The following is a 26059-nucleotide window of genomic DNA, read 5'->3' on the forward strand; positions in this document are numbered from 1 at the left end:
TGGTCATGCGGTGCGCATCTGATGGTAGCGCACTTCGGGCATGCGACACGGTTCGGACGTGATAAACACGCTCGGGAGCAACCGTGAGTTTTCTTTTTGGCAACCTGCATGCTAGACTGACCGGCTTCGTGTTCCGGTGCTATCCATGTCGCCCACTTCGTTCGCCTGTCTCGGCTTGCTGCTCTCCGCCGTCCTGTACGTGTGCGACGCGCGTGGCGCCGGCCTGCGCGCGCAGCGTATCGCGGCCGCCGACACGCCGCGCATCGATGGCATCCTGAATGACGTCGCATGGCGCCGCGCGCCCGTGTACGAAGACTTCCACAAGCACCAGCCGCGCGATGGCGCGCCGGCGCCCGGCGCCTTGAAAACAAGCGTGCAGCTGCTGGTCGATGACGGCGCGCTGGTGTTCGGCATCCGCGCCTGGGACGACGCGCCGGACCTGCGCCGCGGCCTGCTGGCGCGGCGCGACAAGGTCGCTGTCGACCAGGATTTCATCGGCATCTGGATCGACCCGGCCGGCCATGGCCGCAACGCCCAGTTCGTGCGCATCAACACGGCCGGCGTCGTCAGCGACGGCATGCACCGCGCCGAGGATGACGAATCCGATCTGGGGCCTGACTTCCCGGTCGAGACAGCGGTGACCATCCTGCCTGACGGCTACAGCATGGAAGTGCGCTGGCCACTGTCGAACCTGCGCTTTCCGTACGCCGATGGGCGCAACTGGCGCGTGATGGTCGAGCGCAGCATCCCGCACGCCGACGGCATGCTGCTGGTGTCGGCGCCGTTCCGGATCGACGCGCTCAGTCACCTGAGCTTCTTGCAGGAGATCGAAGGCATGGACGCGACGGTAGAAGCGGTGCGCGACCGGCGCTTTCTCGAGCTGCGCCCCGAACTGACGGTGCGCAGCGAACGCGCCGCCATGCCGGGGGCGCGCACGCGCGGCAGCCAGGCCGAACTGGGCCTGGAAATCAATGCCCGCCCGCGCGCCGACTGGGTCTTCAATGCGACCATCAATCCCGATTACTCGCAGGTCGAGATCGACGAGCCGGTGTCGCAGGGCGCGGGCAATATCGCGCTCTCGCTGCCCGAGAAACGCGGCTTCTTCCTGGAGAGCGCCGACGTGCTCGGCCTGCCGCTGCCGGCCTTTTATTCACGCACGGTGAACGATCCCGAATACGGCCTGCGCGCAACCTGGCGCGCGGCGCATGCCGACGCCACGGCAATGAGTCTGCGCGACGAGCCGGGCGGCCTGATCCTGCGCGGCAAACCATATGAGACGCTGGAATACGTGCAGACGAAGCGCACCGTAGCGAGTCTGGCGCGCGCGCGCTGGCATCAGGAGGGCCTGCTGCTGGGCGCTTTTGCCTCGCAGCGCGACTATCACCGCTTCGGCGGCAATGACGTCGTTGGCGTCGATGCGCAGTGGCGCGGTGAGGGTGACGATGGCGTGCAGCGGCAACTGTCCGGTGTGGCGATGATGTCGCGCACGACCGCCGGCTTTACCGACGATGACGAACCGGCCCGCCTGGCCGGGCGCTCCGGCGGCTACCTGTGGGGCAAATACCTGCACAAGTCCGAACGCTGGTGGCACGAAGCCGAAGTGGAAGCGATCGCGCCCGGTTTCGTGAACGACAACGGCTTCGTGCCGCAAGCGGGCATCGCGCGCGCCACCGGCTCGATCAACCGCATCTTCGGGCCGCAGTCGCTCGGTGGCGTCGAGCTATACGAGTTCGAGACATACCTGATCCTGCACGAGATGCGCACGCTGGCTGACGACATCACTGGTCAGAAGGGCGGCGAGACGGTCGAGCGCAAGCTGCGGCCCGGCGTCTGGATGGCTGCGACGCGGCGCACGGGCGTGTGGGCCGAGCTGGGGTTTGATCGCCAGCGCGCGCGGCCAGGCGGGCGCCTGCACGACACGCGTGTGATCAACTTTGGCGTGGAGACGACGCCGGCGCCGTGGATATCGAAGATCGCGCTGGAAGCGGCGCTGGGCCGCCAGCTGGACGCCGATGCCGACCGCGTGGGGCCGGGCGGAAACGTGATCCTGGACGTGGGGCTGCGCTTTCCGCTGGTGCGCGGCTGGTCGCTGGAGCTGGATAATCACGTGAACCGGGCCTGGGTGCAGGGCACGCTGGGCCAGCCGGCGTTTTCGGATACGGCCTGGCGCGCGCTGGCTATTGTCCACTTCAGCCCGCGCGATTCGGTGCGGCTGCTGGCGCAAAACACATGGGCAGCGCGTCGCGACGACGGCGTGACGCAGCTTGAGGCATGGAACGACAGGCAAGTGCACCGCTCGCTGCTGTATCGCTACCAGTGGCGGCACGGTCGGATCGTATCGCTGGGAATCGTCGACGACAAGCTGCCGCTGGTGGATGAGCGGAGCCGGTCGTTGACGTTCAAGTTGCAGTGGGAAGTGTAAAAAAAAAGCCGGTGTCAGGTCTGACATTCGGACACGACCTCAGCTTTAGGTTGTTGCCTGACAAACGAAGCCCAGTTTCAATTTTAATGTCAAACAATATGCCTGCAAATTGTTGCTCTTAAGATGAAACACAAAATATTAGGGCTGAGGCCGTGTCCGAATGTCAGACCTGACACCGGCTTTTCCAAGCGGTAACTTTTTGCGCTGTGGCGAGACGGCCACGCGTCCGGTAACGCACCATGAACGCTCGCGGTGCTATGCTTCCACCATGACTACTGATACCGATATTGAACTGTCCGGCGCCTTCCAGGCCAAGGACAGCAACGGCCGTACCCTCGACGTCAAGGCGATCCGCATCTTCGACGAGGGTTACGGGATCATCGATGTGTACGTGGAATTCGCTGCCAAGCTCGATCCCGGCGCCTACAAGGACACCGTCCTGGTACGCCAGCTGATCGAGCGCTTGCGCGCGGTCGGGTACAAGGGGCCCGATTTTGGCCACAGCGACCCGGGCCTGCAAGAAAGCCGCCTGATCGTGCTCGAGGCGCCGGAAGAGTTCGCCGCGTTCGCCAAGAGCCGCGGCTGGAAGAATCTGGCGGAAGAATTCGACGAGTAAGTTTCAACATGGACGGGCGAAAAAAGGGGCCGGGTTCGCGATGAACCCGGTCCCATTTTCTATCCAACGCTACGACGCTTTACGAACCCAGGCGCAGTTGCAGGCCCGTCTCGGTATACGTCGGCGTCACGGTGAAGCCGTCGACCGTGATGGTCTCGAACTTGCCCTTCAGGCTCGCCGCGCTGATGACGGTGAGGGTGTCGCCCACGGCCGGCTTGACGCCGTCCTGGAACTTGATGCGCAGCGTACCGCCGCCAATGGTGACGGCGCCCGTCACGCTCAGGCGTCCGCCCTGGGCCGCGCCCAGGCGCAGTTCCAGCGCCGCGCCGGTCAGCTGGGTGTACTTGCCGCCCACGACCAATGCACTTGCCGCGTTATTGATGACGGTGCCGCCGCCGGCCACATACACGTCGCCTGTGCCGAAGGCCGTTGCCGACAGTGCCTCGAGCGAACCGCCTTCCACCTGCGTGCCGCCGGTCCAGGCATTCTTGCCGCCCAGCTTCAACACGCCCGACCCTTGCTTGACCAGCTTGCCGCTGCCGGTGATGTCGTTGCGCCAGCGATCCGCTGCGTGGAAGCCGCCCTTGCTCGCGTCCATGTTCAGCACGACGTTGCCGGTGAAGACGGCGTAACCTTCGGCCGCAGCGAACAGGTTCAGGCGGCCCCAGCCTTCAACATCGTCCAGTGTCGGATAGCCCGAACCGATCGCGGTGGTTTTCAGCACCACGCGGCGCTGCGCGTCCGTCAGATACGGCAAGCGCGTTTCCAGCAGCACTTCGGCGCCTTTCGGCACGACGGCCGGGGCGGTGGTCGAACCGATCAACGGCAGGCCGTAGGTCATGCGGCGCACGTAGTTGGCGCGGCTGGCGGCGTAGTCGGCGAAGCGGTCGTTGGCAGGCGTGCCCGAGACGGCGTAGTCCGGGAAGGTGCTTGCGGTCGTATTGGTCAGCTTCATCAGCGTGGTCTGGGCCTGCTCGCGGGCAGCGGCGCGGGTGGCGGCGCTGGCTGCCAGCAGGTTGGCGGTGGCCACGGCTTGCGCATGCACGCGGCCGCTGATCACGTCGAGCGGCGAGTGCATGCCGGCCAGGATGCGGCTTTCGCCCAGTTCGAGGCCACGGCCGACCAGTTCCTGGTAGCGCTCCGGCAGTACGTAGGCCATGCCGATCGCGTTGCGGGTTGCTTCGGCCGAGTGGCCGCTGGTGAAACCGCCGTCGGTGCCGGGCGTGGCGCTTTTGGCCGGTTCCAGTTGCGGCACGACCTGAACCGCGCTGCTCCAGCGGAACGGACGCGCGTATTTGTAGAAGCGCTTGGCCGGCTCGGTCGAGCCGTTGCCGCCCATCGCGTTGACCAGGTCGACGACCTTGCCGAAGTCGGCATTGGCGGCGCCGCCGACGCCATTGTTGTTGCCGCCGTCTTCGTACTTGACGGTGGTCGCGTCCGCCGGCATGTCGTTGATGGTGGTAGTTGCGCGGGTGGCGCTGCGCCAGGCATCGGTCAGCGGACCCATACCGCCGGTGACGCTGTAGCCTTTGCCGCGACGGTCGTCGAGGTAGGCCAGCAGCGACTGTTCGGCGGTGCGGCTGGCGGTGGCGCGCACCACGTAGTCGATGTTCGCGTTGTGCACGGCGGCGTTGACGATCGTGCCGCCGTTGGTGCCGTCGTTCGGCACACCGGTCCAGGTCGAAGCGGCGACGGCCGGGAAGCCGTCGAGTGCTGGTGCGGTCTGGCCGGCATCGACGAGTTCGCTCACCGGCTTGAAGATGTCGAGCATCCCGCCCAGGATGCGCACGCCGGCATTGGTGGCCAGGGTGGCGTAGCGGGCGTCGCCGCGCTGGTTGGTGGCGGCGGTGTCGACAAAGGCGAGTACGCCTGGCACCGGCGCGGTATCGGCGGCGCCCTGGTCCAGAGGCGCGGCCGGGATGACGATGGCGACAGCAGCCGGTTCTTCGTGGTGGTCGGAGCCGCCGCAGGCGGAAAGCGCAAGGGCGGCGCTGATGGCGATGGCGAGCGGAAGACCGCGCAGAACGACGTGATGCATGCAATACCCTTCAATGGTGGTGAGGCGAAAAATTGAAGGGATGATATGGAGCGCGTGTGACGTGTTGATGACGGAAAGGCAAGCGGAATAAGCAGACCGTCGTTCCCGCGGAGGCGGGAACGACGGCTTTGGAGCTGACTTTATGAACAGCATTACGCCTCTGCGTACGCTGCTGTCAAACCATCAGAACGCGGCGATACCCGTCTGCGCGCGCCCGAGGATCAGCGCGTGGATATCATGCGTGCCCTCATAGGTGTTGACCACCTCGAGATTGACCATGTGGCGGATGATGCCGAACTCGTCCGAAATGCCGTTCCCGCCCAGCATGTCACGCGCCACGCGGGCGATGTCGAGCGACTTGCCGCACGAGTTGCGCTTCATGATCGACGTGATTTCCACCGCCGCCGTGCCTTCATCCTTCATGCGGCCAAGGCGCAGGCATCCTTGCAGGCCGAGCGTGATTTCGGTCTGCATGTCGGCCAGCTTCTTTTGCACCAGCTGGTTCGCGGCCAGCGGCTTGCCGAACTGGTGGCGGTCCATCGTGTACTGGCGCGCCGTGTGCCAGCAGTCTTCGGCCGCGCCCAGCGCGCCCCAGGCGATGCCGTAGCGGGCCGAGTTCAGGCAGGTAAACGGGCCCTTCAGGCCGCGCACGTCGGGGAACGCGTTTTCTTCCGGGCAGAACACATTGTCCATGACGATTTCGCCGGTGACCGAGGCACGCAGCCCGAACTTGCCGTGGATCGCCGGGGCCGAGAGACCCTTCCAGCCTTTCTCGAGCACGAAGCCGCGAATGGCGCCTTCGTCGTCCTTGGCCCAGACGACGAACACATCGGCCACGGGCGAATTGGTGATCCACATCTTGGCGCCACTCAAGCTGTAACCGCCGTCGACCTTGCGCGCGCGCGAAATCATCGAGCCGGGATCCGAGCCGTGGTTCGGTTCGGTCAGGCCGAAGCAGCCGATCCACTCGCCGGTGGCCAGCTTCGGCAGGTATTTCTGGCGCGTGGCTTCATTGCCGAATTCAAAAATCGGCACCATCACGAGCGACGACTGCACGCTCATCATCGAGCGGTAGCCGGAATCGACGCGTTCGACTTCGCGCGCGATCAGGCCATAGGCGACGTAGCCCATCGCCGGGCCGCCGTATTCTTCGGGAATGGTCGGGCCGAGCAGGCCCAGTTCGCCCATTTCGCGGAAGATCGAGACATCCATCGACTCGTTGCGAAATGCCTCGAGTACGCGCGGGCGCAGCTTGTCCTGGCAATAGGCGGCGGTGGCGTCGCGCACCATGCGTTCTTCGTCAGTCAGCTGGCTATTCAGCAGCAGCGGATCATCCCAGTGGAAAGTGGCTTTCTTGGGCGAGTCGGTACGGGTCATCGGAAATCCTGTCTCTGAATTCTGGTTAGGGAGTACCCAACCATTATAGAAACGCGGCGCAGCCCGATCTTTTCAAACTGCGACAGGCATTTTCATTTTTGACTGGCCGTGCTGCCGAACTTGCCGCCGTGGAAGATCAGCGCCGGCTGCGGGTGCACCTGGCATTCCTCGACCTCGCCGACAAAGATGACATGGTCGCCTTCCGGGTAGCGGCTGCGGTTGTGGCATTCGAACCAGGCCGACACGCCCTTGAGGATCGGCAGGCCGGTGCGCGACAGCTCGTAGTCGACGCCCTCGAACGGGTTCTCGCCGCGGCGCGCAAAGCGCATGGCCAGGTCTTCCTGGCCGCTCGACAGCACATTGATGACGTAGTGCGAATTGCCGGAAAAGATCGGCATGCTGTTGGCGCCGGCGCCCAGGCTCCACAGCACCAGCGGCGGGTCGAGCGAGACCGAGTTGAACGAGCTGGCGGTCAGGCCGCGGAAGGTGCCGTCGGCCAGGCGGGTGGTAATGACGGTGACGCCGGTCGCAAACTGCGACAGCGCCTGGCGGAAATGCGTCGTATCGAAGCCGCGCGTCGTGGCGCGGGCGGAAAGTGTATTCATGGCGATCCTGAACTGTGGCGCTTATTATGCCACCTCGATGCCACCTCGATGCCACCTCGATGCCACCGTCCCGCGCTAGCCTGCCCCGCCATGTCGTCAGCAAAAGCAGGGAACCATGCTTTGCGCTACATTAAGCTTATCCAACTAGCGAATGCAAGGTGAATCATGAGTGAGCAAACAGCCAGCGAAGTAGCCATCCTGGGTGGCGGATGTTTCTGGTGCATCGAGGCGGTATTCCTGGAAGCACGCGGCGTCACGTTGGTGGAATCGGGCTATATGGGCGGGCATGACGACCATCCGACCTACGAAGCCGTCTGCAACGGCACCACCGGCCACGCCGAAGTGGTGCGCCTGGAATTCGATCCGTCGGTAATCAGCTACCACGACATTCTCGAGATCTTCTTCACGATCCATGATCCGACGACGCTCAATCGCCAGGGTAATGATGTCGGCACGCAATACCGGTCGGTGGTCTTCACCACGTCGCCCGGGCAGGACGTTGTGGCGCGCAAGGTAATGGCCGAGATGGCGCTGGTCTGGGATGCGCCGCTGGTCACGCAAGTGTTGCCGCAGGAAACCTGGTTCAAGGCCGAGGCGTACCACCAGAATTACTTCGCGCAACACCCGTTACAGGGGTATTGCGCGTTCGTGGTCGCGCCGAAGGTAGTCAAGTTCCGTAACACCTTCAGCGACCGTCTCAAGGCATAACGTTCACGATGACGATCAGGGTTGCAGGCGCGAGCGCGTCCAGCTGCCGTCCGGCTGGCGCTGGTAGACGATGCGGTCATGAAAACGCGAGCGCCGGCCTTGCCAGAATTCGATGCGCTCGGGCACCAGGCGGAAACCGCCCCAATTGGCGGGGCGCGCCGGATCGTCGCCGGCCACCTGTGCCACGGCCTCGTAGTTCGCCTCGAGCGCGGCGCGGCTGGCGATCGGGCTGCTTTGCTGCGATGCAATTGCCGACACCCGGCTCTTGAGGGGGCGGCTGCGGAAGTAATGGTCGCTTTCCTCGCTCGAGGTCATTTCGACGCGGCCTTCGATGCGGATCTGGCGCTCCAGCTCACTCCAGAAGAACAGCAGGGCGCCCTGGTTGTTGGCGCGCAGTTCCTGCGCCTTCTGGCTGTCGTAATTGGTGTACCAGGTAAAGCCGCGCGGATCGAACTGCTTGATGAGCACGATGCGAGAGCTTGGCCGGTTATCCGGGCCGACGGTCGCCAGCGTCATCGCATTCGGCTCGTTGACTTGCGCTTTGAGCGCCTGCTCGAACCACACCGTGAATTGCGCGATCGGATCGTCCAGCACATCGTCTTCGTTCAGGCTGGCCTGGCCGTAATCCTGGCGCAGGTCGGCCACCGTCTGGCCAACGCCGGCTGCCGCTACCGGCTCGACGAACGCTTCAGGCGCCAACAGACCGCGGCGCCGCTGCATCGCCTGGCCCAGGCGGGCCATCTGCTCGGGGGAGAACAGGCGCATCGCCATCGGCGCCATCGTGCTTTCTTCACGGTCCATGTGCGCCGTGTAGCTGCCCACGAAACGCCCGACCGCCGTGCTGGATAGCAGCTTGCCGGTGCCGGCTTCGATGGCCGTGAGCTGCTCATGCAGATCCTGCCACAGCGCGTCCATGTCCTTGTGGTCCTGCAGGATAGTCGGCGCCAACGCCTGCAAGGTGGCGGCGTCGTCGCCTTGCGCGGTGGCGCGCAGCATCGGGATCAGGTCCTGCTCTTCGTCGTCGTGGTGCAGGTGCGCCGCTTTCTCGAAGTAGCGCACGACGGCGCCGGCGGCGTCGCGCGCCTGCTTGTCGGCGCCGTGTTCGGCCAGGTGTGGCAACAGTTTTTCAAGCGTGGACAGCTGTTTGCGGATGCGGCCGTGGCAGTGCTTGAGCACGGCGATCGGCTGGGAGAAATCGGGGGCGGTGTCGGGCAGGAGTGAGGTCATTGTTCTGTTGGAGACACGCAAATTATTTGGTTATCGAAGGACTATTTTAGTGCAGTTGCGAAAGACCCGTCCGCTACAATATCGGGATGAATCAACTACTTGCACAACCACTGGCGGCAACGCTGATTGAAGAAGTCGACTTCGCGCGCCGCTTCGGCGGCATCGCGCGCCTGTACGGTGAGCCTGCGCTGGAACGTTTCCGCGCGGCGCACGTTTGCGTGATCGGCGTCGGCGGCGTCGGCTCGTGGGTGGTCGAGGCGCTGGCACGCAGCGCCATCGGCCACCTGACCCTCATCGATCTCGATAACGTGGCCGAATCGAACATCAACCGCCAGATCCAGGCCTTGACGTCGACCATCGGCATGCCGAAGATCGAAGCGCTCCGCCAGCGCATCGCCGAGATCAATCCGTTCTGCAAAGTCACCCTGGTCGAGGATTTCATCGACCTGGAGAACATCGAGACGCTGGTGGCGAACGGGGGCTTTGATTACGTGGTCGACGCGATCGACAGCGTCAAGCCGAAGGCGGCCCTGATCGCCTGGTGCAGCGCCAACAAGATGCCGCTCGTGGTCGTGGGCGGCGCCGGTGGCCAGATCGATCCGACCAAGGTCGAGATCCGCGACCTGGCACGCACCGAGCAGGAACCGCTGCTGAAGAAGGTGCGCAAGCTGCTGCGCGCGCAATATGGTTTTTCGCGCGGTGAAAAGCAGAAGTACCATATCGACGCCGTGTTCTCGATGGAGCCGCTCCGGTATCCGGATGCCGGGGAGGGGGAGGGCGATGCGTGCGAGATCGACGACAACGGCATCACGGGCCTTAATTGCGCCGGATTCGGCTCGTGCATGGTGGTGACCGCCACCTTCGGGATGGTCACGGCGGGGCAGGTGCTGCGCCGGCTGGCCGAGGCGGCCAATGCCAAGTCGCAGGCGGCCGCCACTGCCGGGCAAACTGTGCAAGCCGAAGCGGCCTTGCTATCATAGGTGCAGATGCAACCGCCCGGTTGCGACCTTTTGATGGAAGAGCACACATGATTCGTCGATCCGCAGTCATCGCCCTGCTCCTGGCAGCGAGCAGCGCCCAGGCCCAGGAAGGCGCACAGGACGCCACCAAGCCAACGACCCAGCCGCCGCCGGAAGCGCAGCAGCCTGCCACGCCGCCGGCGCCGGTCGCGCCGCCTGTGGCCGCTGAAACCCAGGCGCCGCAGGTCGAGATCGTCGATCGCGTGGTGGGCACGGGCAAGGAAGCTTCGCTGGGCAGCAATGTCGTCGTCAATTACACCGGCTGGTTCCACAAGCCGCTGGCCAAGCAGCAGCGTGGCCGCAAGTTTGACTCGTCGCTCGACAACGGCCGCGATCCGCTGGAATTCCAGCTGGGCGCCGGCCGCGTGATCAAGGGTTGGGAGCAGGGCGTGGCCGGCATGAAGGTCGGCGGCCAGCGCACCCTGATCATCCCGAGCGCGCTGGCCTACGGCAAGCGCGGCGCGGGCGGCGGGATGATTCCGCCGGATGCGGATCTGATTTTTGATGTGGAGTTATTGAACGTCAAGTAACGTTGTCGGTTTAAGTCGGGTTCCTGGCCCGCGACCAACTTGGGTTCCCGCGGAGGCGGGAACCCAAGTCACCCGCCCACCTCAATGCGCATGCCCCTGCAGCGCACAGTGATGATGGGTCGTGCCTTCCTCGACCTGCAGCGTGCAGTGATGAATCGCGAACTGCGCGCACAACCCTTCCACCATCGCATCGATCGCTGCATCGCCCGGATAACCGCCCGGCATGACCACGTGCGCCGTCAGCGCCGTCTCGGTCGTGCTCAGCGCCCAGATGTGCAGGTCGTGCAGGTCGGCCACGCCTGGCTGCGTGACCAGGAACTCGCGCACCTTGGCCGCATCGACGCCGGGCGGCACTGCCGCCATCGACAACTGGACCGATTCGCGCAGCAGCGACCACGTGCCCAGCACGATGACCAGCACGATGACCAGGCTCACCGCCGGATCGATCCAGGTCCAGCCCGAGAACATGATGATCAGGCCCGACACCACCACGCCCAGAGACAGCGCCGCATCGGCCGCCATGTGCAGATAGGCGCCGCGGATGTTCAGGTCGCCCTTGCTGCCGGCCAGGAACAGCCAGGCCGAGAAACCGTTCACCAGCACGCCGATGGCGGCGACAATGGACACCGTGGCGCCAGCCACCGGCGCCGGTTCGGCGATGCGCTGCACCGCTTCCCAGGCGATGGCGCCGCACGCCACCATCAACAGCAGGCCGTTGCCCAGCGCCGCCAGGATCGACGAGCCGCGCAAACCATAGGTGTAGCGGCCGGTCGGTACACTTTTGGCCAGCACGGCCGCACCCCAGGCCAGCACCAGGCCCAGAACGTCGGACAGGTTGTGGCCGGCGTCGGCCATCAGCGCCGTCGAGTGGGCGATGAAGCCGTAGGTGAATTCGATGATGACGAACGCGAGGTTCAGGCCGATCGCCAGGGCAAAGGCGCGGCCGTTGCCGTCGGGGGAGGGCATGTGGTGATGGTGATGACCGAAACCGTGGCCATGATCGTGATGGTCATGGCTGTCGTGCTTGTGCTTGTGACCGTGATCGTGGTGGTCGTGCTTGTGGTCGTGGCTCATGCGTCCATTCCATTGGCGGGTTCGGCGATGTGCTCGAACATGGTGGAAAGCAGGCTGCTGATATGGGCGTCGGCAGCCGCGTAAAAGACCTGCTTGCCCTGGCGCTCGGCCTTGACGATGCGGGCCGCGCGCAGCAGGCGCAGGTGGTGACTCACGAGCGAGCTCGATAGCGACAGTGCATGGGCGATGTCGCCCACGGCCGTCGGCTGCGCCAGGCACGCCAGCACGATGCGCAGGCGCGTCGCGTCACCGAGCAGGTGGAACAGGTCGGCCAGTTGGCCAATGGCTTCCTCGGGTGGCGGGGCGATGGGCTCGGCGGCCGGATGCGCGTGGTTGTGTTCGGTCATTCAGCTCTAACATATGAATAGATGTTCACATGTTAGTCCAAACCAGTTTGGCGGGCAAGCGTGGTGTTTCCGAATCCAGACTTGCCGCCTGCGTTATCGCCTGTCTACGGACTTATTTCGAGCACGATCTTGCCCCGCGTCCGCCCGCCCTTGGACAGCGCAAATGCATCCGTGACCGCTTCGAGCGGCAATACCGTCGCCACGTGCGGCTGCAACTGCCTGGCCTCCACCAGGTCGCGGATCGCACTCAGCTGCGCCGCATCGGGTTTGCACAACACGCGCCCGACACCGACGTTACGCTGCCCGTCTTCTTCCGTCGGAAACCCGACCGACGTCACCAGGAAGCCGCGCTGCCTGAGCGTCGCAAATGCGCGCTGGAAGGTGTCGCCGCCCACGGTGTCGAACACGACGTCCATGTCGCGCGCGACTTGTTCGAACGGCTGTGCGGTGTAATCGATGAACACGTCAGCGCCGAGGCCCCGGACGAAGTCGGCATTCCGTCCGGACGCCATCGCCGTGACATGCGCGCCCGCCGCTTTCGCGATCTGCACCGCCAGCGACCCGACGCCGCCGGAGGCGCCGGTGATCAGCAACCGCTGTCCTCGTGCCAGCCCGGCGACGTCGAACAGCGCCTGCCACGCCGTCAGCGCTCCGAGCGGAATGGCAGCCGCAGTGACAAAATCCAGGCCGGCCGGCATGCGCACCATGTCGGCGGCGGGCGCCATCGCATAGTCGGCAAAGCCGCCGGCCCTGATGATGCCGAAGACGGCGTCCCCGACGCTGAACCCGGCGACACCGGCACCGACCTGCTCGACCGTGCCGCTGATTTCGCCGCCCAGATGGATCGGCAGCGTCATCCCCATGCGCTGCCCGGCGCCGTCACGAATTTTCCAGTCGATCGGATTGACGCCCGCCGCCCGCACTTTCACGAGGAGTTCTCCCGCCTGTGGCGCCGGCCTGGCCACGTCCACGACATTCACTACCCTGTTGTCGCCATACGACTCGATCACGATTGCACGCATTGTTCGCTCCTGTCGATTCGTCAAATGATGTTGCGATCATAGAGGAAGCGTTTTACGATGTGGCGCCAACCTGCATCGCCGACAAGCCACCATGTCCCACCCCGCATTTACCCTGCAGCGAGGCTGCAAAGCCCGCGGCGCCGGCGAACCGATGCACGCGCACGACGAGGCGCAACTCACGTTCGCGGCCACTGGCATGGTCCAGGTCCACACTGGGGCCGGCCGCTGGCTCGTGCCGCCGCAGCTCGGCGTCTGGATTCCGGCCGGGGTGCAGCATCACGTCGAGGTGCTCAGCGATGCCGAGCTATGGATGGTGCATTGGGACCCGGCCGCGGCGCAGGCCTGGGCGCCGCCGACGCGGCTCGACCGCGCCTTTGCGCTGCGTATCACGCCGTTGATGCGCACGCTGCTTGCCGCCGCGTTCGACAGTGCGACGAGCGCCGACAAGACCGAACTGGTGGTTCGCCTGATGCTTCACGAATTGACGGAGACTGCGCATGCACCGACCTTCCTGCCCATGCCCACCGGCGCGGCCGGCAAACGCATCGCGGCGGTCGTGGCCGGCGACGCGCGCAATCGCCTGAGCGTCGCCGAGATCGCGTCGCGCGCCGCGACCTCGGTGCGCACGCTGAGCCGGGTGTTCCTGGCCGAGACCGGGCTGACCTTCAAGGCGTGGCGCCAGCGCGCCCGGATCGTCCATGCGATGGACAGCCTCGCGCGCGGCAAGGCGATCGCGCAAGTGGCGTCCGAACTCGGCTTTGCCAGCACGGCATCGTTCTCGTGCGCGTTCCGCCAGGTGACGGCGACGACGCCCAGCGCCTTCCTGGAACCGTCCGCATGAATCGCGACAGCGGTCTTCTTCAAACAGGTGTTCAAGTTCGACGCGCGCGAGATGTACAGTTGTGCAAGGATTTATTCTGATCTGGCAGGCGTGGCACGATGTCGACGCGGTAGGTGCTCTCGCCAGCATCGAACGCCACATCCCATGCCATGGCCTCGGCGATCCGCAGCAGCAGATTCTGGCCGTGCAGGAAGCCCTGCATGGCGCCAGTCCGGGCTGGATCGGTGCTGTTCTCCAGCCGCAGGCGCCCCGCGCTGAACGTCAGGGTCAGCCGGGACGCCGGGCCACCGTGAAACAGCGCGTTGCCGATGCAGTTGTTCATCAATAGCGCTGCCAGGTGGCGGTTACCGGTCACGTCCAGCCGATCCGGCAGGTCGAGCGTCAAGCGTTCGCCGGTCCAGTCGTCGGCTACCAGCCGCAGCAGGCTCTCTTCGATGGCGCCGCGCAGGTCGAACGGCGCATCGGCGATATGCCCGGCGCGCGCCAGGGCAAACAGCACGTCGACGGTGTTGGCGATGTCGTCGACGCCGGCCCGCAGTTGCGCCACCTCGTGTTCGTCTGGCAGCCGGCTGCCTGCCTTGACGAAGGTGTTGTTCATGATCGTCAACGGCGTGCGCAGTTCATGGCTGACATCGCGCGTAAAAGCCTGTTCGCGCGCGAGCACCGCATGCAGCTCGGCGATCGTGGTGGCGAATTTCTGCGCGAGGTAGCCGATTTCGTCGCGGCGCTGCTGTATGCCGGGGGCGATGTCCATGCCCGGTCGCAGCGTTCGTACGTCGTCCGCCAATACCTGCAGCGGCAGCACCAGGCGCCGCGACAGCAGGTAGGCCAGCAGCAGGGCCAGCGCGATCAGGCCGATAGCCACGCCGATGAGCACACCGCCAACATCACGCACCAGCGCCGACACGACGAGCAGCGGCGCGACGTCGGCCACCAGGTACAGGCGTTGCGCGCCGGCGGGGGCCTGCAGGTCAAGCGTGCGAAAGTGGTAGTGCTGGCCGGTGTCGGTAAAGATCTCGGCGCGCCGGCTGCCAGCCAGCGCGGTGGCCTGCACGGCGGACGGCAGCGCGTCGATGCTGGTGTAAGTGCGTATCAGATCATGCTGCGCTGGCCCGGCATGGCCGCTACCGCCAGATTGCGCCGTGACTGCGGCGGCCTCGCGCTGCAAGAGGCGGTCGACCAGCATGTCTTCGGTCACATACGCGATCACCAGCGTGAGCCCGGTGTAGCAGATGCAGATGAGGATCGTGAAGCCGGCCAGCGCGGCGAACATGCCATGCCGGATCGACTTAAACATCGCTCACCGCGCCCGGCGTCAGCCGATAGCCCAGTTGGGGAATCGTCGCGATCAGGTTCATGCCGCCGACCGCTTCGAGTCCTTTGCGCAGCGCATAGATGTGGGATTTGAGGGCGTCGCTGTCCGGCGGGTCGGCGCCCCACAGCGCGTGGATCAGGGCCGAGCGCGAGACCGCATGCGGGTGCGTCGAACACAGTAATGCCAGGATCTTGAAGCCCGCGTGAGTCAGCGCCAGCGGCGTGTCGCCGTAGCGGGCTTGCCGCTCGCGCGGCAGCAACACAAGGCGGCCGACGCGCAGTTCGATGCCGGGATGGAGGCGGTCGCGCCGCGCCAGCGCTTCACAGCGCAGGGCCAGTTCGCGCAGGTCGAACGGCTTGGTAACGTAGTCGTCGGCGCCGCCGTGAAAGCCGCGGGCCTTGTCCTCGAAGGCGTCGCGTGCCGTCAGCATCAGGATCGGCACGTTGCGCCGCGCCTGCGCCTTGATCGCACGGCACACGTCCACGCCATCGATGTCGGGCAGGTTCAGGTCGAGCAGGATCACGTCGTACTCTTCCCGCGTCGCCAGGTCGATGGCCAGGCGGCCGGTGGCGGCGTGGTCGGTGTGCCAGTGCAGGGCGTCGAGGAACGCCACGATCTGGCGCGCGATTGTCGGGTGGTCTTCCACCACCAGGATGCTCAGGGCGCGACGGTTCATGGATCTGGTTCGGGTGGCGTGGCAATCGCTGATCAGTATAGTGCAGCCTAGGCCCACAGGCGCAGTGGCAGCAAGCCCCACCAGGCCAGCACGAGGCACAGCTGCAGCACGGCCAGCATCGCGCCCATCTCCATCCGGCGCACCGTCCTTCGGTGCAGTGCCAGGCCCAGGCCGGCGAGCATGGTGACCGGCAGCGCCGCCGTCACGACCGCCAGCAAGCCGCTGGCGATGGTCAGCTCGCCCAGCTGCAGGAACGACTGGCTAATAAAAAAAGGAAGCGGCAGCAGCAAGGCCAGGGCGCCAGCACATGGCACCAGCGGCCCCCGGCGCAGCAGCGATGCAATGACGATCCACGCAAGCCCCAGCAGCCCGGCCGCGACGCTGATCCACAGCGCCAGCAGAGTGGGGAACGGCATCTGCTCGTAGCTCTGTGTGCCGGTGCTGTAAATGCGCGTGCCTTCGGTGGAAACGATGAACGCGTGCGACGCGCGCTGCTTGTCCGGCGCCCGAAACAGCGCGCCGCCTACAGGCTGTAGCGTGACCGGCGCGGCCTGGGGCGACGTGAGCTTCAGCGCCTGCCCGTCGCGGCTGACGTGCACCGGGTTGAACACGGTGTCGAGAAAACGAAAGCTGTCGAACCGGTTCGGCGCCGGCACGTACCAGCCGTCCCACGACGCGGCCTGCTGCGCCGGGCCTGACGGCGACACGGGCAGCGCCGGCATCAGCGCGCGCACGAGCAAGGCATCGAAGCGGGCGTAATCGGCCGTCTCGCTGTCGGCATTGAGCGCGATGAAGAAGGCTTGCTGCGTGCCTGGCCACAGGCACAGCATGGCGCGAAATCCTGCCGTGCTGCCGCCGTGGCATTTTGCGACGACGCCGTGGCGGTCGACCGTGCGCAGGCCCAGCGCGTAGCCGACGCTCAGGCCGGCGCGGGCCGCCTCAGTGCCGGCCGGTGCCCCCATCTGCTGCAGCAGCGCGGTGTCGATGAACGGTTGGCCAGCCAGCCGGCCGTCGCTCATCAAAAAGCGCGCGAGGCGGCCCATGTCGGCGGCGGTCGTCGTGAACTGGCCGCCGGGCCGCACGAACGACGCCACCGCGGGCTGCGTGACGCCGTCTTCGAAGTGGCCCATGGCCAGGCGGCTGTCGTTTGCCTGGGAGACGAAGGCAAAGGTACTGTCATGCATGCCGAGCGGTGCGAGCAGCGCGGCATCCAGGTAGATCTCGTAGGGCTGGCCGGTAACGGCTTCGACGACCATCCCGAGCAGCGTGTAGCCGAGGTTCGAGTACGAGACGCGGGCGCCGGGCCGCTGGCGCACGCGCAGCGTCCTGCTCCCGGGCGGGAACGCGGCGGCAAGCGGTGTATGCGCATCGGCTTGCAGGCTGAAGACGTGCCACAAATGGACGTCGTCCAGTCCGGCCGTGTGGTCGAGCAGATGGCGGATGCGTACCGGGTCGGTGGTGTTCCACCGATTATCGAGCCGGATCTGGGGCAGCAGCGTGGCGACGGGGGTCTCCAGCAACAGGCGATGCTCGCTGACCAGGCGCAGGATGCCGACAGCGAGCACGGTCTTGGCGATGGAACCGACGTGCACGCGCTGATCGACCCGCATCGGCATGCCGGTGCGGGCATCGCGTACGCCGGCGGCGCCTTCACGCTCCAGCGTCGTCCAGACTGCGCCTTGCAGGCCTTCTTCGCGGAGCAGGCGGGCGATGTCAGGTTCGAGACTGGGGCTGATTGGCGCTGCGGCCTGCAGTGGCGCCGCGATCAATAGGCAGGCCAGTAAGGTGAGCATCTTCTTCATTTGCCGAGCCGGGACAGTGGTCAAGCCGTGAAGATAGATTGCGGGTGGTGAAATCGAGGTGAAGTCTCAGGGGGGCAGCACATCAACGTTTTCCCCGAGCTTGGCGAACTCATGAAAGATGTCATCGAGGTAAGTAGCCAGCTCTTGCGTTTCCAAGTTCGGCGGGATAACAACATCATTCAACCGCGTTCGCTTCCCCAGCTCCGAGCGATACACGACCCACGAGTCATTCTCACGTCGCACGTCTACTTGGAAGCGGCCGTAAATGTTGAATTTCATCGTGCAGTTACTCGTAATGGTCGGTGGGAAGACTTTATGGAAACGACCGTGTGCTCCTGGGCCAAAATTGACCGCATGCCGTCAGCTTCGTGGGTTGCTAAAGTGAAGAAGTCAACGAATGTCTCAACCGGCGGCTATCGACCCATTGCGGACCTTATAGCTCAGCGGCCTCGTATCCGTCAGGCCCGGCTTTATGCGCGAACCCAATGCCTTCCTGTCTAAGAAACGCCTCAACATGTCCAAAGAAGTGAAGGGCTTCTTCGGTTGGCTTGTATTTCGTAATCAGCTCAATCTGTATGTTTTTGCCTTCGGCTCCGGGAAGCGTATCGAAGACTTCACCGTTTTCGACAAACGACAAATAGGAGTTGATCTTCTCCTGCAAAACGAGCAGATGCTCGCCTTCCCACTGAAGATGGTCTGTAACGATTAGATGTACGATTCCCGTCTTCTGGTCGATGTACGCAATATCTACAACTGAAGTTTGCTCTACTGTCATCGGAATTAGGAAATGGAACCTGTTGGTGATTGGAGTGGATGTCCGCTTTTGGCCGAAACCAGCCGGTCGAGCCAGCATAGCAGGTTGCCAGGTTGAAAATCCAGAGATAGCCCTGACGGGCCGGTACCGACCCGAAGCGGACGGTCGTAGCCTTATCCTATGTAGGGTCCAAGTCGGATGGAAACTGACTTGCGCCCTGCCACTCCTCTTGATTGAGGCCGTTGGCTTTATCCCGGCGATGCCAAGCACGATTCAAATGAGAGAAGACGTGGCCAAGCTGTATTCGCAGATCAACTTCGTCAAAGTTATCTGTCGTGTTCATTTCGGAGATCAATGCCGTCAGGTGTTCCTGCGCGTCTTCAAGTTCATACATGAGCCCAGCCCACTCGACTGGCGCGCTCTTTTTGTTTATCACTGCCGCTCCGTAGGTTTATCCAGCCATTTTGTGGGCATGCCGACCGTCCGCTTTTGGCCGAACCCGGCCGTTCAGGCCAGCTTAGCAGGTTGCCAGATTGAAAATCTAATGGTGGGCGCGACAGGCAGGAACCGACCCAAAGCGGACTACCGAAGCTGCCACCATTTTTTCGTTGGTTTGCTCTCCGTAGGCTCATCGGTGTACCGGTCTGGCTCGCTAATAGCAATTCCAGAGGCGCGCATCGCTGCTCGAACATCTGGATGAATGTCCTCAATGTCATACGGATCCATGTCGTTCTCGGCCATCAGCGTCAACAGGCTGGCTGTGAATTCGATGCGATGTTCATTGTTCGGAATATTCGCTTGAATCAAGGGCCACATTTCCGCGAACAACTTGCTACCACCTCTCCAACTCATAGTTATCCCTAGTTCGTATCTGTTGAGGAACGTCCGCTCCTGGTCGAACCCGGCCGTTCGCCCGAGCATAGCAGGTTGCCAGGTTGAAAATCCAGCAATGGCCGCGACAGGCAGCTGTCGACCCAAAGCGGACGGTCGCCGATTTGTTTTCTTGGCTGAAGAAAAATAAGCGTAAAGGCACTACGGTCCTAAGCATCACCGCTCTTACGGCAGTTCGCTGGCCTAGTTTGCGTTGGCAGCCAGTATGACCGAATGTGGAGCTGACTTTCGAAGTGCTACAAACCCGGCGACAGACCGCCGTCCACACGCAGGTTGCTACCGGTAATATAGCCGGCCACCGGGCTGGCAAGGAAGGCAGCCACGTTGGCGATATCGTCCACTTGTCCGACGCGACCGACCGGCACCTGCGCGAACAGGGGCAGCACGGTGCGTTCAATCGTGTCCCACGGCGCATCTGCGTCGAGGCCATGTTGCACGGCGACTTCACGGAACTTGCGGTCCAGCGTATCGCTGTGGATGGTGCCAGGCGAAATTGCATTCACGGTAATGCCCTCGGCAGCCACAGCCTTGGCAAGTGATACCGTCATTGCATTGATCGCGGCCTTGCCCGCCGCGTAGTCGGGGCCGCCCGCTGGTGGCATTGTGGCCGCCAAACTGGAGATATTGATGACGCGCCCCCATCCTGCCTGGCGCATGCCCGGCAACACGCGGGTAGTGACGCGCAGCGCGGCGAGCACGTTGCGGTCATATGTCGCGGCCCAGGTCGCGGGCTTCGTCGTCGACCATTCTTCCTTCACGGAGCCGGAGCCACCGGCGTTGTTCACAAGGATATCGATCGCACCAGCATGCTGCGAAGCTTCGTTCAGCATGCGCTCCACGGCGCTGTCGTCAGTCAGGTCGCCTAGCACAACATGCGCGCGACCGCCCCTTGTAACGATGGCATGGGCGACCTCGTCGGCTTGGGCGCGGTTCCGGCCATGCACGATAACGATGGCGCCTTCAAGGGCGAACTTGTGGGCGATGCCGGCGCCGATCCCTTTGCTGCTACCGGTGACCAGCACCTTCTTTCCTCCGAGTTGCAACTCCATCGTCGTGCCTTCCATTTAGATTGATGAAAGCGCATGCTAAAGTGGCGCAATGAGCAATACAAGTACGCACCTTTTTGTGCCCACAGCGGTGCCTGCCGTGCAGCATCGTGCGACCTGCCTCGGTCCGGACGGCGCCGTTGCCCACGTCAGTCGGGTGATCCGAATGATCCAGGGTCGTTGGAAGCTGCCGATCCTGTTCCGTTTGTATTCAGATAACGCGATGCGCACGCTCCAAATGAAACGTGACCTGCCCGGCATTTCCCAGAAAGTGCTGACTCAGCAATTGCGCGAACTAGTTGCCGATCGCCTCATCGAACGCATCGACTTCAACGAAAAACCACTCCGGGTTGAATATCACCTATCTGCATTAGGCCGCGACCTGATTCCTGTGCTCATTGCTGCGCGCGCCTTTTCGGTCAATCACTCGATGTCCGATGCTCTGGACAATCAGGACTAGGCGCCAAGCAGAATGGCCGCTTTTGGCCGAATCCGGCCGTTCAGCTAAACATATCAGGTCACCAAGACGGAAAAGTCGCAGACTGTCACGAAGGGCAGGAACCGACCCAAAGCGACCCGAAGCGCACATCTCGATTTGGTTAACCAGCTAAGGTGCGCTGCCTGCCGACCACATACCAGACGCGAAGTCCAATGTCCGAAGAGGAAATGTTTGCTAATCCTCCTCCAGTTACCTTCGTCAAGGTTTCAATGTTCAAGGGGGTGATACAAGTACGCTGCAACCATTCGTTCGCTTCAACGAGCGCCCGGTCAATGCCCTCAGGACGGCCATACTCAGCAGATGAAAAATCTCTAAATGCGATCATATTTATGCGCTTGTATCTGGAGTGCGTCACAGCCGTATTGCATGTCCGCTCTTGGCCGATCTCGAAAGATCTCGGCCGTTCGGCCAGCATAGCAGGTCGCCGATTCGCAAAGTTCACCGACTATCACGACAGGCTGCGCCCGCCCGAATCAGTCGTTCAATCATTCATTTTCCACCGCTCGCGATCGGGCTGTTCCATGCATTTTCGTGTCGCGCATACCCGGAAATGGTCAGAAAATTGCCGCGCTGTGTGTTGCAGGTAAGAGACTTCCTCGGTCGAACCCGGGCCCTGGCCGGCGTGCCCGAAATATCCGCGCACCAATGACGAGTACATGATTTTTCCTCAAGGCATCAACCCCCAATTCATCTATGTTTGGCCGAGCAGTCATCACCAGCACAGACTGCGGTCCGGTGCATCAGCCACCTTGGGGAAGAAAATATCGTGCAGCGCTATATCTCGTTGTCTACCGCGTCCGCCACCGACCTGCTGCGTTTGGGCGTTTATTATTGCCAGCGGCTCATTACCAACCCATGGCTACGGCGCCATGCCCACCGTATGCTGGTGTTCGTCCTGCGCCAGCGCCATCCTCGTCTCGTGCGCGCAGACGCACAACAATCCGACGCCGTTGCGCAGTTTCGTCGCCTCGGGTACGTACAACTGACCCCGCTTCTCTCCAAGGCGCAATGCCTCGAGATGCGCGCGTACCTGGAACACTGCGCGCTGCTCGACAGCAAGGGCAGCGGCCAGCCTGTCTCGCTGACCGCCATCCCCCAAGCGTGCAACGTTGGCGATTACCCGCTCGATACCGTCGTCAATTGTCCGCATGTGATGGAGACGGCCAATCATGAAGCCATCATGCGCCTGGCGATCGACTATCTCGGGTTCACGCCGGTGATCACGGGACTGAGCCTGCGCTGGACGTTTCCCAGCGCGGCTGCCCCGGACATCGTGCAGCGTTTTCATCGCGATTGCGAACTGGGCAGCATCAAGATGATGGTGTACCTGACGGATGTCGACGCCGATGCCGGGCCACACACCTTTGCAGCGGGTACCCATCGTGACCGCATGCCGGTGCGGCTACACAGTCATTCCGATGAGGAAGTGCACGCCGAGCAGGTGAAGATGCTCGGGGCGGCTGGCACATCGTTCGTCATCGATACCCGCGGCATTCATAAAGGCGGTGTGCCGCTCGAACGGCCGAGGCTGATGCTCGGCGTCCAGTACAGCTTGTTGCCATGTCTGCTATTCGACTACGACCCTGTGCCGTACACCGGTTCGGCCGATCTGGAGCATTACGTCAACCGGCTGGTGATCGCGCCTTAACGCCCTTGCCTGGTCTGTCCATCGTCATCACGCACTTCGGCCTGACCAAGCCCCAGCTTCTGCAACTGCGGCAGCATCTTGCGCTTTTCGCCCACCGCCACCACGATCATCCGGTCCGGATCGAGCCAGCGCCGCGCCACCGCCTGCACATCGTCGACACTGACTTCGGCCAGGCGCCTGGCCAGCTTGTCGTAATAATCCGGCGGCAGGCCGTAGACGAACAACTCCGTCAGGCTCGCGCCGATATCGGCATTGGTCTCGAACTGCCCCGGCAGCGAGAGTAGCTGCGCATTGCGCGCCGCCGTCAGTTCTTCGCTGGAAATCGGCTGCTCGCGCATCAGCGCCACTTCGCGCAGGATTTCGCGCACCGCTTCGCCGGTGGCATTCTGCTGCACGCTCGCTTCCACCGAAAACGGCGCCGGCTGGCGGTCGTAGTCGAAGTGCGAATAGATCCCGTAGGTCAGGCCGCGCGTCTCGCGCAGATTGTTATTGAGCCGGCTCGAGAACATCCCGCCCAGCACCCCGTTCATGATTTGCAGCGCCGGGAAGTCGGGCGTGTCGCGCGCCGGGCCCATCGTCGCCACCTGCAGCGCGGTCTGGCCGGCGTCCGGCTGATCGACCACGATCAGGCGCGCCGCGGTCGGTTTGGCCGCGCCGACGATGGCTGGTGGCGCCTCGGCTGCCGTCCAGCCGCCGAACTGCGCCTGTGCCAGCGCTTCGAGTTCGACGCGCGTGATGTCGCCCGTGACCACCAGCGCCGCGTTCGACGGCACGTAGTGGCGGCGCCAGAAGCTGGCGATGTCGTCCTTCGTCGTGCGCTGGATCGCCGGTTCCAGGCCAAGCTGGCCGTAGCCCTTCGGATGGCCGGGGCCGAACAATGCGCCCGCTGCCGCCAGCGCAGCCACCGTCTCGGGGTCGTCGCGCTGCTGCGTGAGCGCGCCGAGGCGGTCTTGCCGCTGGCGTTCGATCTCGGCGACCGGGAACGCCGGGCGCTGGACGATGTCGGCGACGATTTCCAGCGCGCGCGGGAACGTGGACTTCAGTGCCAGCAACGACACGGTGGAGACGTCGTCGCTGCTGCCCGTGTCCATGAACGCGCCGAGCTGTGCAATTTCATCGGCGATGGCCGGCGCGCTGCGCGTGGCCGTGCCTTCTTCGAGCATCTGCGCGGTGAAGCCGGCCAGGCCGGGCAGGTCGGGCGGGTTGGCCGCGCCACCGCTGCGCACCACGAGCTGGCTCGATACCAGCGGCAGCGCCGGATTGCGGTAGTGAATCACGGTGAGGCCATTGGCCAGCGTGAAGGTCTCGCCGCGCGGCTGCTTGAAGCGCGGCGTCGGGCCGGCGTGTGGCGGCGTCGCGCGCCACGGCTCAGCCTCGTTCAGCGGCGCTAGAGCAACCGTCACGGCAGCCGGCTTGGCCGGCTTGCCGGCGCGCGGATCGTCCACTTTCGGCTTGCCCGGCACGCCCGTGACGATGGCGCGCGCCCCCTGCGGCAGCCAGGTCTGCACCGCGCGCTGCACGGCGGCGGCGTCGATGCGGCGCAGGCGCGCGAGATCCTTGGCCAGGTAGCCCGGGTCGCCCGTGTACAGGTTGTAGTGGTTGAGCTGCTCGGCCAGGCCGTCGCCGCCCAGCTTTTCCAGCGACGCCAGCAGCGACGTCTCCAGGCTGTTGCGGGCGCGTTCGACCTCGCGCTCCGTCGGGCCGTCCTTGCGCAGCAGCGCCAGTTCGGCGTCGATCGCCGCTTCGATCTCTTGCGGCGTGTGGCCGGCGCGCGCCGTCACGTCGATGACGAAGGTCGAGGCCAGGGCCAGCGAGCCTTGCGTGGCCGATACGTCCTGCGCCATCTGGCGCTCGTACACGAGCGATTTGTACAGGCGGCTCGACTTGCCGCCGCCGAGGATCGTCGCGGCCACCATCAGTTCGGCGTCGCCGGCTTGGTACGCCGGCGGCGTGAGCCAGCCCATGAACACGCGCGGCAGTTCGACGCGGTCGCGCACGATGACGCGGCGCTCGGCCGTGATCGGGGGCGTGATCACGTGCGGGCGCACCACGTCGGGCCCGCGCCGCAGGCCGCCGAAATAGCGGGTGACCAAATCACGAACCTTCTGCTTGTCGATGTCGCCGGCAATCACCAGGCTGGCATTGTTCGGGCCGTAGTATTGGGTAAAAAAGGCGCGCACGTCTTCCAGGCGCGCGCTCTGGATGTCGGCGTGCGAACCGATGATCGAGGCCGCGTACGGGTGCCCCTGCGGGAACAGCGTGCGCGCCAGCGCTTCCTCGACGATGCCGTAGGGTTCGCCCTCGACGGTCTGGCGGCGCTCGTTGCGCACCACGTCCTGCTGGTTGGTCAGTGCCTGCTGGTCGAGCACATCGAGCAGGTAGCCCATGCGATCGGCATGCACCCACAGCGCCAGCTCGAGCTGGTTCGACGGCACCGTGTCGTAGTAGCTGGTGCTGTCGAAACCCGTGCCGCCATTGCTGTCGGTGGCGCCAGCGCCCTCGAGCAGGCGGTCGGCCATGCCACGCGGGATGTGCGCGGTGGCGGCGAACATCATGTGCTCGAACAGATGGGCAAAGCCCGTCAGGCCGGGCGCCTCGTTGGCCGGGCCGACGTGGTACCACAGGTTCACGGCCACGATCGGCAGGCGCTTGTCTTCGACCAGGATCACCTGCAGGCCGTTGGGCAGCACCAGCTTGTCAAAGGCGATCGAGGGCACGGGCGCAGGTGCCGACATGGGGGGCTGCTCCTGGGCCTGGCCGGGGGCCGGCGCAGCGGCCAGCATCAGCGGGACCATCAGGGTAGGAATTTTCAAGCATTCTCCAAACAATTCAGTGGCAACGACCGGTACCCCGGTCGGGCGACGCCCCGGCCGGCACCCGTTCGCGGGCGGCCGCCAGGCGTGCCATTCATGGCCGGCGTCCATCCACCATCGTTGCAGGACGCCGTCGCATTTTGCTTTGCGCAACCCGCTATTATCGCGGATACGCAGGAATGGCGCAGGCGCCGCCAGCGCTTTATTCGATAAAGCGCAGCAGCCCGCGCAGCGCATGCGCCACGGCCTGCGCGCGCACGGCTTGCCGGTCGCCCTGGAACACGAGGCGCTCGGTATGCACCTGGTCGCCCTGCGCCCAGCCGAAGCACACGGTGCCGATCGGCTTGCCGGGCACGGCGCCGGTGGGGCCGGCGATGCCGGTAGTCGATACTGCCACATCGGCGCTGCTGTTGGCGACGGCGCCCGAGGCCATGGCAGCGGCCACTTCTTCGCTCACGGCGCCGAACTGGGCGATGACGGCGTCGGACACGTCGAGCATGTCGTTCTTGGCGGTGTTCGAATAGGTGACAAAGCCGCAATCGAACCAGTCGCCCGAGCCGGGGATGTCGGTGAGCGCCTGCGCGATGCCGCCGCCGGTACAGGATTCGGCGGTGGCCAGCATCAGTTTTTTGGGGCCGAGCGCCTGGCCCACCTGGTTGGCAAGATCGGTAAGTTCATTCGTCACGTGCGTCTCCTTGTGCGGTCGGCGGACGGTCTTGTCCGCGTGGATTCCATTCTAGCGCGCGGTGCGCCGGCATGGCACGCTGGCTGCAAGATGGTGTCCATCTG

26 protein-coding genes are annotated in these 26059 nt (G+C 64.4%); 8 read left to right on the top strand and 18 right to left on the bottom strand.

The window, feature by feature from the left end:
- Window positions 1-145: 145 nt before the first annotated feature.
- Entirely contained in the window at window positions 146-2422 is a 2277-nt protein-coding gene (locus tag AB2N08_RS05545) for a hypothetical protein (RefSeq protein ID WP_367609635.1), read from the top strand.
- A 268-nt stretch (window positions 2423-2690) separates the two neighbouring features.
- Window positions 2691-3038, top strand: coding sequence for a hypothetical protein (locus AB2N08_RS05550; RefSeq protein WP_367609636.1), 348 nt, complete (start codon window positions 2691-2693; stop codon window positions 3036-3038).
- Window positions 3039-3117: 79 nt separating this feature from the next.
- Here AB2N08_RS05550 and AB2N08_RS05555 read toward each other — a convergent pair whose 3' ends face one another.
- From AB2N08_RS05555 to AB2N08_RS05565, 3 genes are all read right to left on the bottom strand, one after another.
- The gene (locus AB2N08_RS05555) at window positions 3118-5076 is read right to left on the bottom strand and encodes a phosphatase PAP2 family protein (protein ID WP_367609637.1); all 1959 of its coding nucleotides are present in this window, start codon (window positions 5074-5076) and stop codon (window positions 3118-3120) included.
- A 183-nt stretch (window positions 5077-5259) separates the two neighbouring features.
- Window positions 5260-6453, bottom strand: coding sequence for an acyl-CoA dehydrogenase (locus tag AB2N08_RS05560; protein ID WP_367609638.1), 1194 nt, complete (start codon window positions 6451-6453; stop codon window positions 5260-5262).
- A 92-nt stretch (window positions 6454-6545) separates the two neighbouring features.
- Window positions 6546-7058 (bottom strand): flavin reductase family protein, encoded by a 513-nt coding sequence (locus tag AB2N08_RS05565; protein WP_367609639.1) that lies wholly within the window; start codon window positions 7056-7058, stop codon window positions 6546-6548.
- Between the two features lie 165 nt (window positions 7059-7223).
- On the opposite strand from AB2N08_RS05565, the gene msrA reads away from it, so the two are divergent.
- Entirely contained in the window at window positions 7224-7766 is a 543-nt protein-coding gene (gene msrA, locus AB2N08_RS05570) for a peptide-methionine (S)-S-oxide reductase MsrA (protein ID WP_367609640.1), read from the top strand.
- A gap of 15 nt (window positions 7767-7781) precedes the next feature.
- Here the strand turns inward: msrA and pdxH are convergent, their stop codons facing one another.
- Complete coding sequence (pdxH, locus tag AB2N08_RS05575) at window positions 7782-8993, bottom strand: pyridoxamine 5'-phosphate oxidase (RefSeq protein WP_367609641.1); 1212 nt, start codon at window positions 8991-8993, stop codon at window positions 7782-7784.
- A gap of 86 nt (window positions 8994-9079) precedes the next feature.
- Between pdxH and tcdA the strand changes: the two genes are divergently transcribed.
- Together tcdA and AB2N08_RS05585 are read left to right on the top strand one after the other, a co-directional pair.
- Window positions 9080-9973, top strand: a complete 894-nt coding sequence (gene tcdA, locus AB2N08_RS05580) for a tRNA cyclic N6-threonylcarbamoyladenosine(37) synthase TcdA (RefSeq protein ID WP_367609642.1) — start codon at window positions 9080-9082, stop codon at window positions 9971-9973.
- A gap of 47 nt (window positions 9974-10020) precedes the next feature.
- Window positions 10021-10542: an FKBP-type peptidyl-prolyl cis-trans isomerase gene (locus tag AB2N08_RS05585; RefSeq protein WP_367609643.1), complete on the top strand. Its 522-nt coding sequence runs from the start codon at window positions 10021-10023 to the stop codon at window positions 10540-10542.
- A gap of 81 nt (window positions 10543-10623) precedes the next feature.
- Here the strand turns inward: AB2N08_RS05585 and AB2N08_RS05590 are convergent, their stop codons facing one another.
- From AB2N08_RS05590 to AB2N08_RS05600, 3 genes are all read right to left on the bottom strand, one after another.
- Window positions 10624-11616, bottom strand: coding sequence for a cation diffusion facilitator family transporter (locus AB2N08_RS05590; protein ID WP_367609644.1), 993 nt, complete (start codon window positions 11614-11616; stop codon window positions 10624-10626).
- Window positions 11613-11963 carry an ArsR/SmtB family transcription factor gene (locus AB2N08_RS05595; RefSeq protein WP_367609645.1) on the bottom strand — a complete coding sequence of 117 codons (351 nt, stop codon included), beginning with the start codon at window positions 11961-11963 and terminating at the stop codon, window positions 11613-11615. Before AB2N08_RS05595 ends, AB2N08_RS05590 begins: the two co-directional genes overlap by 4 nt.
- A gap of 104 nt (window positions 11964-12067) precedes the next feature.
- The gene (locus AB2N08_RS05600) at window positions 12068-12985 is read right to left on the bottom strand and encodes an NADP-dependent oxidoreductase (RefSeq protein ID WP_367609646.1); all 918 of its coding nucleotides are present in this window, start codon (window positions 12983-12985) and stop codon (window positions 12068-12070) included.
- Between the two features lie 91 nt (window positions 12986-13076).
- Here AB2N08_RS05600 and AB2N08_RS05605 point away from each other — a divergent pair, with 91 nt between their 5' ends.
- Window positions 13077-13826 (top strand): AraC family transcriptional regulator, encoded by a 750-nt coding sequence (locus tag AB2N08_RS05605; protein ID WP_367609647.1) that lies wholly within the window; start codon window positions 13077-13079, stop codon window positions 13824-13826.
- Window positions 13827-13857: 31 nt separating this feature from the next.
- Here the strand turns inward: AB2N08_RS05605 and AB2N08_RS05610 are convergent, their stop codons facing one another.
- The 8 genes from AB2N08_RS05610 to AB2N08_RS05645 all read right to left on the bottom strand — a co-directional run bounded on the left by AB2N08_RS05610 (window position 13858) and on the right by AB2N08_RS05645 (window position 20328).
- Complete coding sequence (locus tag AB2N08_RS05610) at window positions 13858-15123, bottom strand: sensor histidine kinase (RefSeq protein WP_367609648.1); 1266 nt, start codon at window positions 15121-15123, stop codon at window positions 13858-13860.
- Window positions 15116-15817: a response regulator transcription factor gene (locus tag AB2N08_RS05615; protein WP_367609649.1), complete on the bottom strand. Its 702-nt coding sequence runs from the start codon at window positions 15815-15817 to the stop codon at window positions 15116-15118. The genes AB2N08_RS05610 and AB2N08_RS05615 overlap by 8 nt, the downstream gene beginning before the upstream one ends.
- Window positions 15818-15864: 47 nt before the next feature.
- Window positions 15865-17619, bottom strand: coding sequence for a serine hydrolase domain-containing protein (locus AB2N08_RS05620; RefSeq protein ID WP_367609650.1), 1755 nt, complete (start codon window positions 17617-17619; stop codon window positions 15865-15867).
- 66 nt (window positions 17620-17685) lie between these two features.
- Window positions 17686-17898: a DUF7661 family protein gene (locus tag AB2N08_RS05625; RefSeq protein WP_367609651.1), complete on the bottom strand. Its 213-nt coding sequence runs from the start codon at window positions 17896-17898 to the stop codon at window positions 17686-17688.
- 154 nt (window positions 17899-18052) lie between these two features.
- Window positions 18053-18472 (bottom strand): DUF6572 domain-containing protein, encoded by a 420-nt coding sequence (locus AB2N08_RS05630; protein WP_367609652.1) that lies wholly within the window; start codon window positions 18470-18472, stop codon window positions 18053-18055.
- Window positions 18473-18551: 79 nt separating this feature from the next.
- On the bottom strand, window positions 18552-18767 hold the full coding sequence (locus tag AB2N08_RS05635) for a hypothetical protein (RefSeq protein ID WP_367609653.1): 216 nt from the start codon (window positions 18765-18767) through the stop codon (window positions 18552-18554).
- A gap of 188 nt (window positions 18768-18955) precedes the next feature.
- On the bottom strand, window positions 18956-19180 hold the full coding sequence (locus AB2N08_RS05640; protein WP_367609654.1) for a hypothetical protein: 225 nt from the start codon (window positions 19178-19180) through the stop codon (window positions 18956-18958).
- Between the two features lie 320 nt (window positions 19181-19500).
- A complete protein-coding gene (locus AB2N08_RS05645) occupies window positions 19501-20328 on the bottom strand; it encodes an SDR family NAD(P)-dependent oxidoreductase (RefSeq protein WP_367609655.1) in 828 nt (275 codons plus the stop codon).
- A 34-nt stretch (window positions 20329-20362) separates the two neighbouring features.
- Here AB2N08_RS05645 and AB2N08_RS05650 point away from each other — a divergent pair, with 34 nt between their 5' ends.
- Window positions 20363-20770, top strand: a complete 408-nt coding sequence (locus AB2N08_RS05650) for a winged helix-turn-helix transcriptional regulator (protein WP_367609656.1) — start codon at window positions 20363-20365, stop codon at window positions 20768-20770.
- 139 nt (window positions 20771-20909) lie between these two features.
- Here AB2N08_RS05650 and AB2N08_RS05655 read toward each other — a convergent pair whose 3' ends face one another.
- Complete coding sequence (locus AB2N08_RS05655) at window positions 20910-21134, bottom strand: hypothetical protein (RefSeq protein ID WP_367609657.1); 225 nt, start codon at window positions 21132-21134, stop codon at window positions 20910-20912.
- 441 nt (window positions 21135-21575) lie between these two features.
- On the opposite strand from AB2N08_RS05655, the gene AB2N08_RS05660 reads away from it, so the two are divergent.
- Entirely contained in the window at window positions 21576-22457 is an 882-nt protein-coding gene (locus AB2N08_RS05660; RefSeq protein ID WP_367609658.1) for a phytanoyl-CoA dioxygenase family protein, read from the top strand.
- Here the strand turns inward: AB2N08_RS05660 and AB2N08_RS05665 are convergent.
- Together AB2N08_RS05665 and AB2N08_RS05670 are read right to left on the bottom strand one after the other, a co-directional pair.
- Window positions 22454-25270 (bottom strand): M16 family metallopeptidase, encoded by a 2817-nt coding sequence (locus AB2N08_RS05665; RefSeq protein WP_367609659.1) that lies wholly within the window; start codon window positions 25268-25270, stop codon window positions 22454-22456. The two genes, AB2N08_RS05660 and AB2N08_RS05665, sit on opposite strands and share 4 nt — an antisense overlap.
- A gap of 202 nt (window positions 25271-25472) precedes the next feature.
- Entirely contained in the window at window positions 25473-25955 is a 483-nt protein-coding gene (locus AB2N08_RS05670; protein WP_367609660.1) for a CinA family protein, read from the bottom strand.
- Window positions 25956-26059 lie beyond the last annotated feature (104 nt).

The sequence above is a fragment of the Massilia aurea genome (genome assembly GCF_040790145.1).
GTDB classification, from domain to species: Bacteria; Pseudomonadota; Gammaproteobacteria; order Burkholderiales; family Burkholderiaceae_D; genus Telluria; species Telluria aurea_C.

What these genes read in the sequence shown, in the direction of transcription:
- AB2N08_RS05545 (WP_367609635.1), top strand. Translation starts at nt 146, where the DNA reads ATGTCGCCCACTTCGTTCGCCTGTCTCGGCTTGCTGCTCTCCGCCGTC.
- AB2N08_RS05550 (WP_367609636.1), top strand. Translation starts at nt 2,691, where the DNA reads ATGACTACTGATACCGATATTGAACTGTCCGGCGCCTTCCAGGCCAAG.
- AB2N08_RS05555 (WP_367609637.1), bottom strand. Translation starts at nt 5,076, where the DNA reads ATGCATCACGTCGTTCTGCGCGGTCTTCCGCTCGCCATCGCCATCAGC.
- AB2N08_RS05560 (WP_367609638.1), bottom strand. Translation starts at nt 6,453, where the DNA reads ATGACCCGTACCGACTCGCCCAAGAAAGCCACTTTCCACTGGGATGAT.
- AB2N08_RS05565 (WP_367609639.1), bottom strand. Translation starts at nt 7,058, where the DNA reads ATGAATACACTTTCCGCCCGCGCCACGACGCGCGGCTTCGATACGACG.
- msrA (WP_367609640.1), top strand. Translation starts at nt 7,224, where the DNA reads ATGAGTGAGCAAACAGCCAGCGAAGTAGCCATCCTGGGTGGCGGATGT.
- pdxH (WP_367609641.1), bottom strand. Translation starts at nt 8,993, where the DNA reads ATGACCTCACTCCTGCCCGACACCGCCCCCGATTTCTCCCAGCCGATC.
- tcdA (WP_367609642.1), top strand. Translation starts at nt 9,080, where the DNA reads ATGAATCAACTACTTGCACAACCACTGGCGGCAACGCTGATTGAAGAA.
- AB2N08_RS05585 (WP_367609643.1), top strand. Translation starts at nt 10,021, where the DNA reads ATGATTCGTCGATCCGCAGTCATCGCCCTGCTCCTGGCAGCGAGCAGC.
- AB2N08_RS05590 (WP_367609644.1), bottom strand. Translation starts at nt 11,616, where the DNA reads ATGAGCCACGACCACAAGCACGACCACCACGATCACGGTCACAAGCAC.
- AB2N08_RS05595 (WP_367609645.1), bottom strand. Translation starts at nt 11,963, where the DNA reads ATGACCGAACACAACCACGCGCATCCGGCCGCCGAGCCCATCGCCCCG.
- AB2N08_RS05600 (WP_367609646.1), bottom strand. Translation starts at nt 12,985, where the DNA reads ATGCGTGCAATCGTGATCGAGTCGTATGGCGACAACAGGGTAGTGAAT.
- AB2N08_RS05605 (WP_367609647.1), top strand. Translation starts at nt 13,077, where the DNA reads ATGTCCCACCCCGCATTTACCCTGCAGCGAGGCTGCAAAGCCCGCGGC.
- AB2N08_RS05610 (WP_367609648.1), bottom strand. Translation starts at nt 15,123, where the DNA reads ATGTTTAAGTCGATCCGGCATGGCATGTTCGCCGCGCTGGCCGGCTTC.
- AB2N08_RS05615 (WP_367609649.1), bottom strand. Translation starts at nt 15,817, where the DNA reads ATGAACCGTCGCGCCCTGAGCATCCTGGTGGTGGAAGACCACCCGACA.
- AB2N08_RS05620 (WP_367609650.1), bottom strand. Translation starts at nt 17,619, where the DNA reads ATGAAGAAGATGCTCACCTTACTGGCCTGCCTATTGATCGCGGCGCCA.
- AB2N08_RS05625 (WP_367609651.1), bottom strand. Translation starts at nt 17,898, where the DNA reads ATGAAATTCAACATTTACGGCCGCTTCCAAGTAGACGTGCGACGTGAG.
- AB2N08_RS05630 (WP_367609652.1), bottom strand. Translation starts at nt 18,472, where the DNA reads ATGCTGGCTCGACCGGCTGGTTTCGGCCAAAAGCGGACATCCACTCCA.
- AB2N08_RS05635 (WP_367609653.1), bottom strand. Translation starts at nt 18,767, where the DNA reads ATGTATGAACTTGAAGACGCGCAGGAACACCTGACGGCATTGATCTCC.
- AB2N08_RS05645 (WP_367609655.1), bottom strand. Translation starts at nt 20,328, where the DNA reads ATGGAAGGCACGACGATGGAGTTGCAACTCGGAGGAAAGAAGGTGCTG.
- AB2N08_RS05650 (WP_367609656.1), top strand. Translation starts at nt 20,363, where the DNA reads ATGAGCAATACAAGTACGCACCTTTTTGTGCCCACAGCGGTGCCTGCC.
- AB2N08_RS05655 (WP_367609657.1), bottom strand. Translation starts at nt 21,134, where the DNA reads ATGATCGCATTTAGAGATTTTTCATCTGCTGAGTATGGCCGTCCTGAG.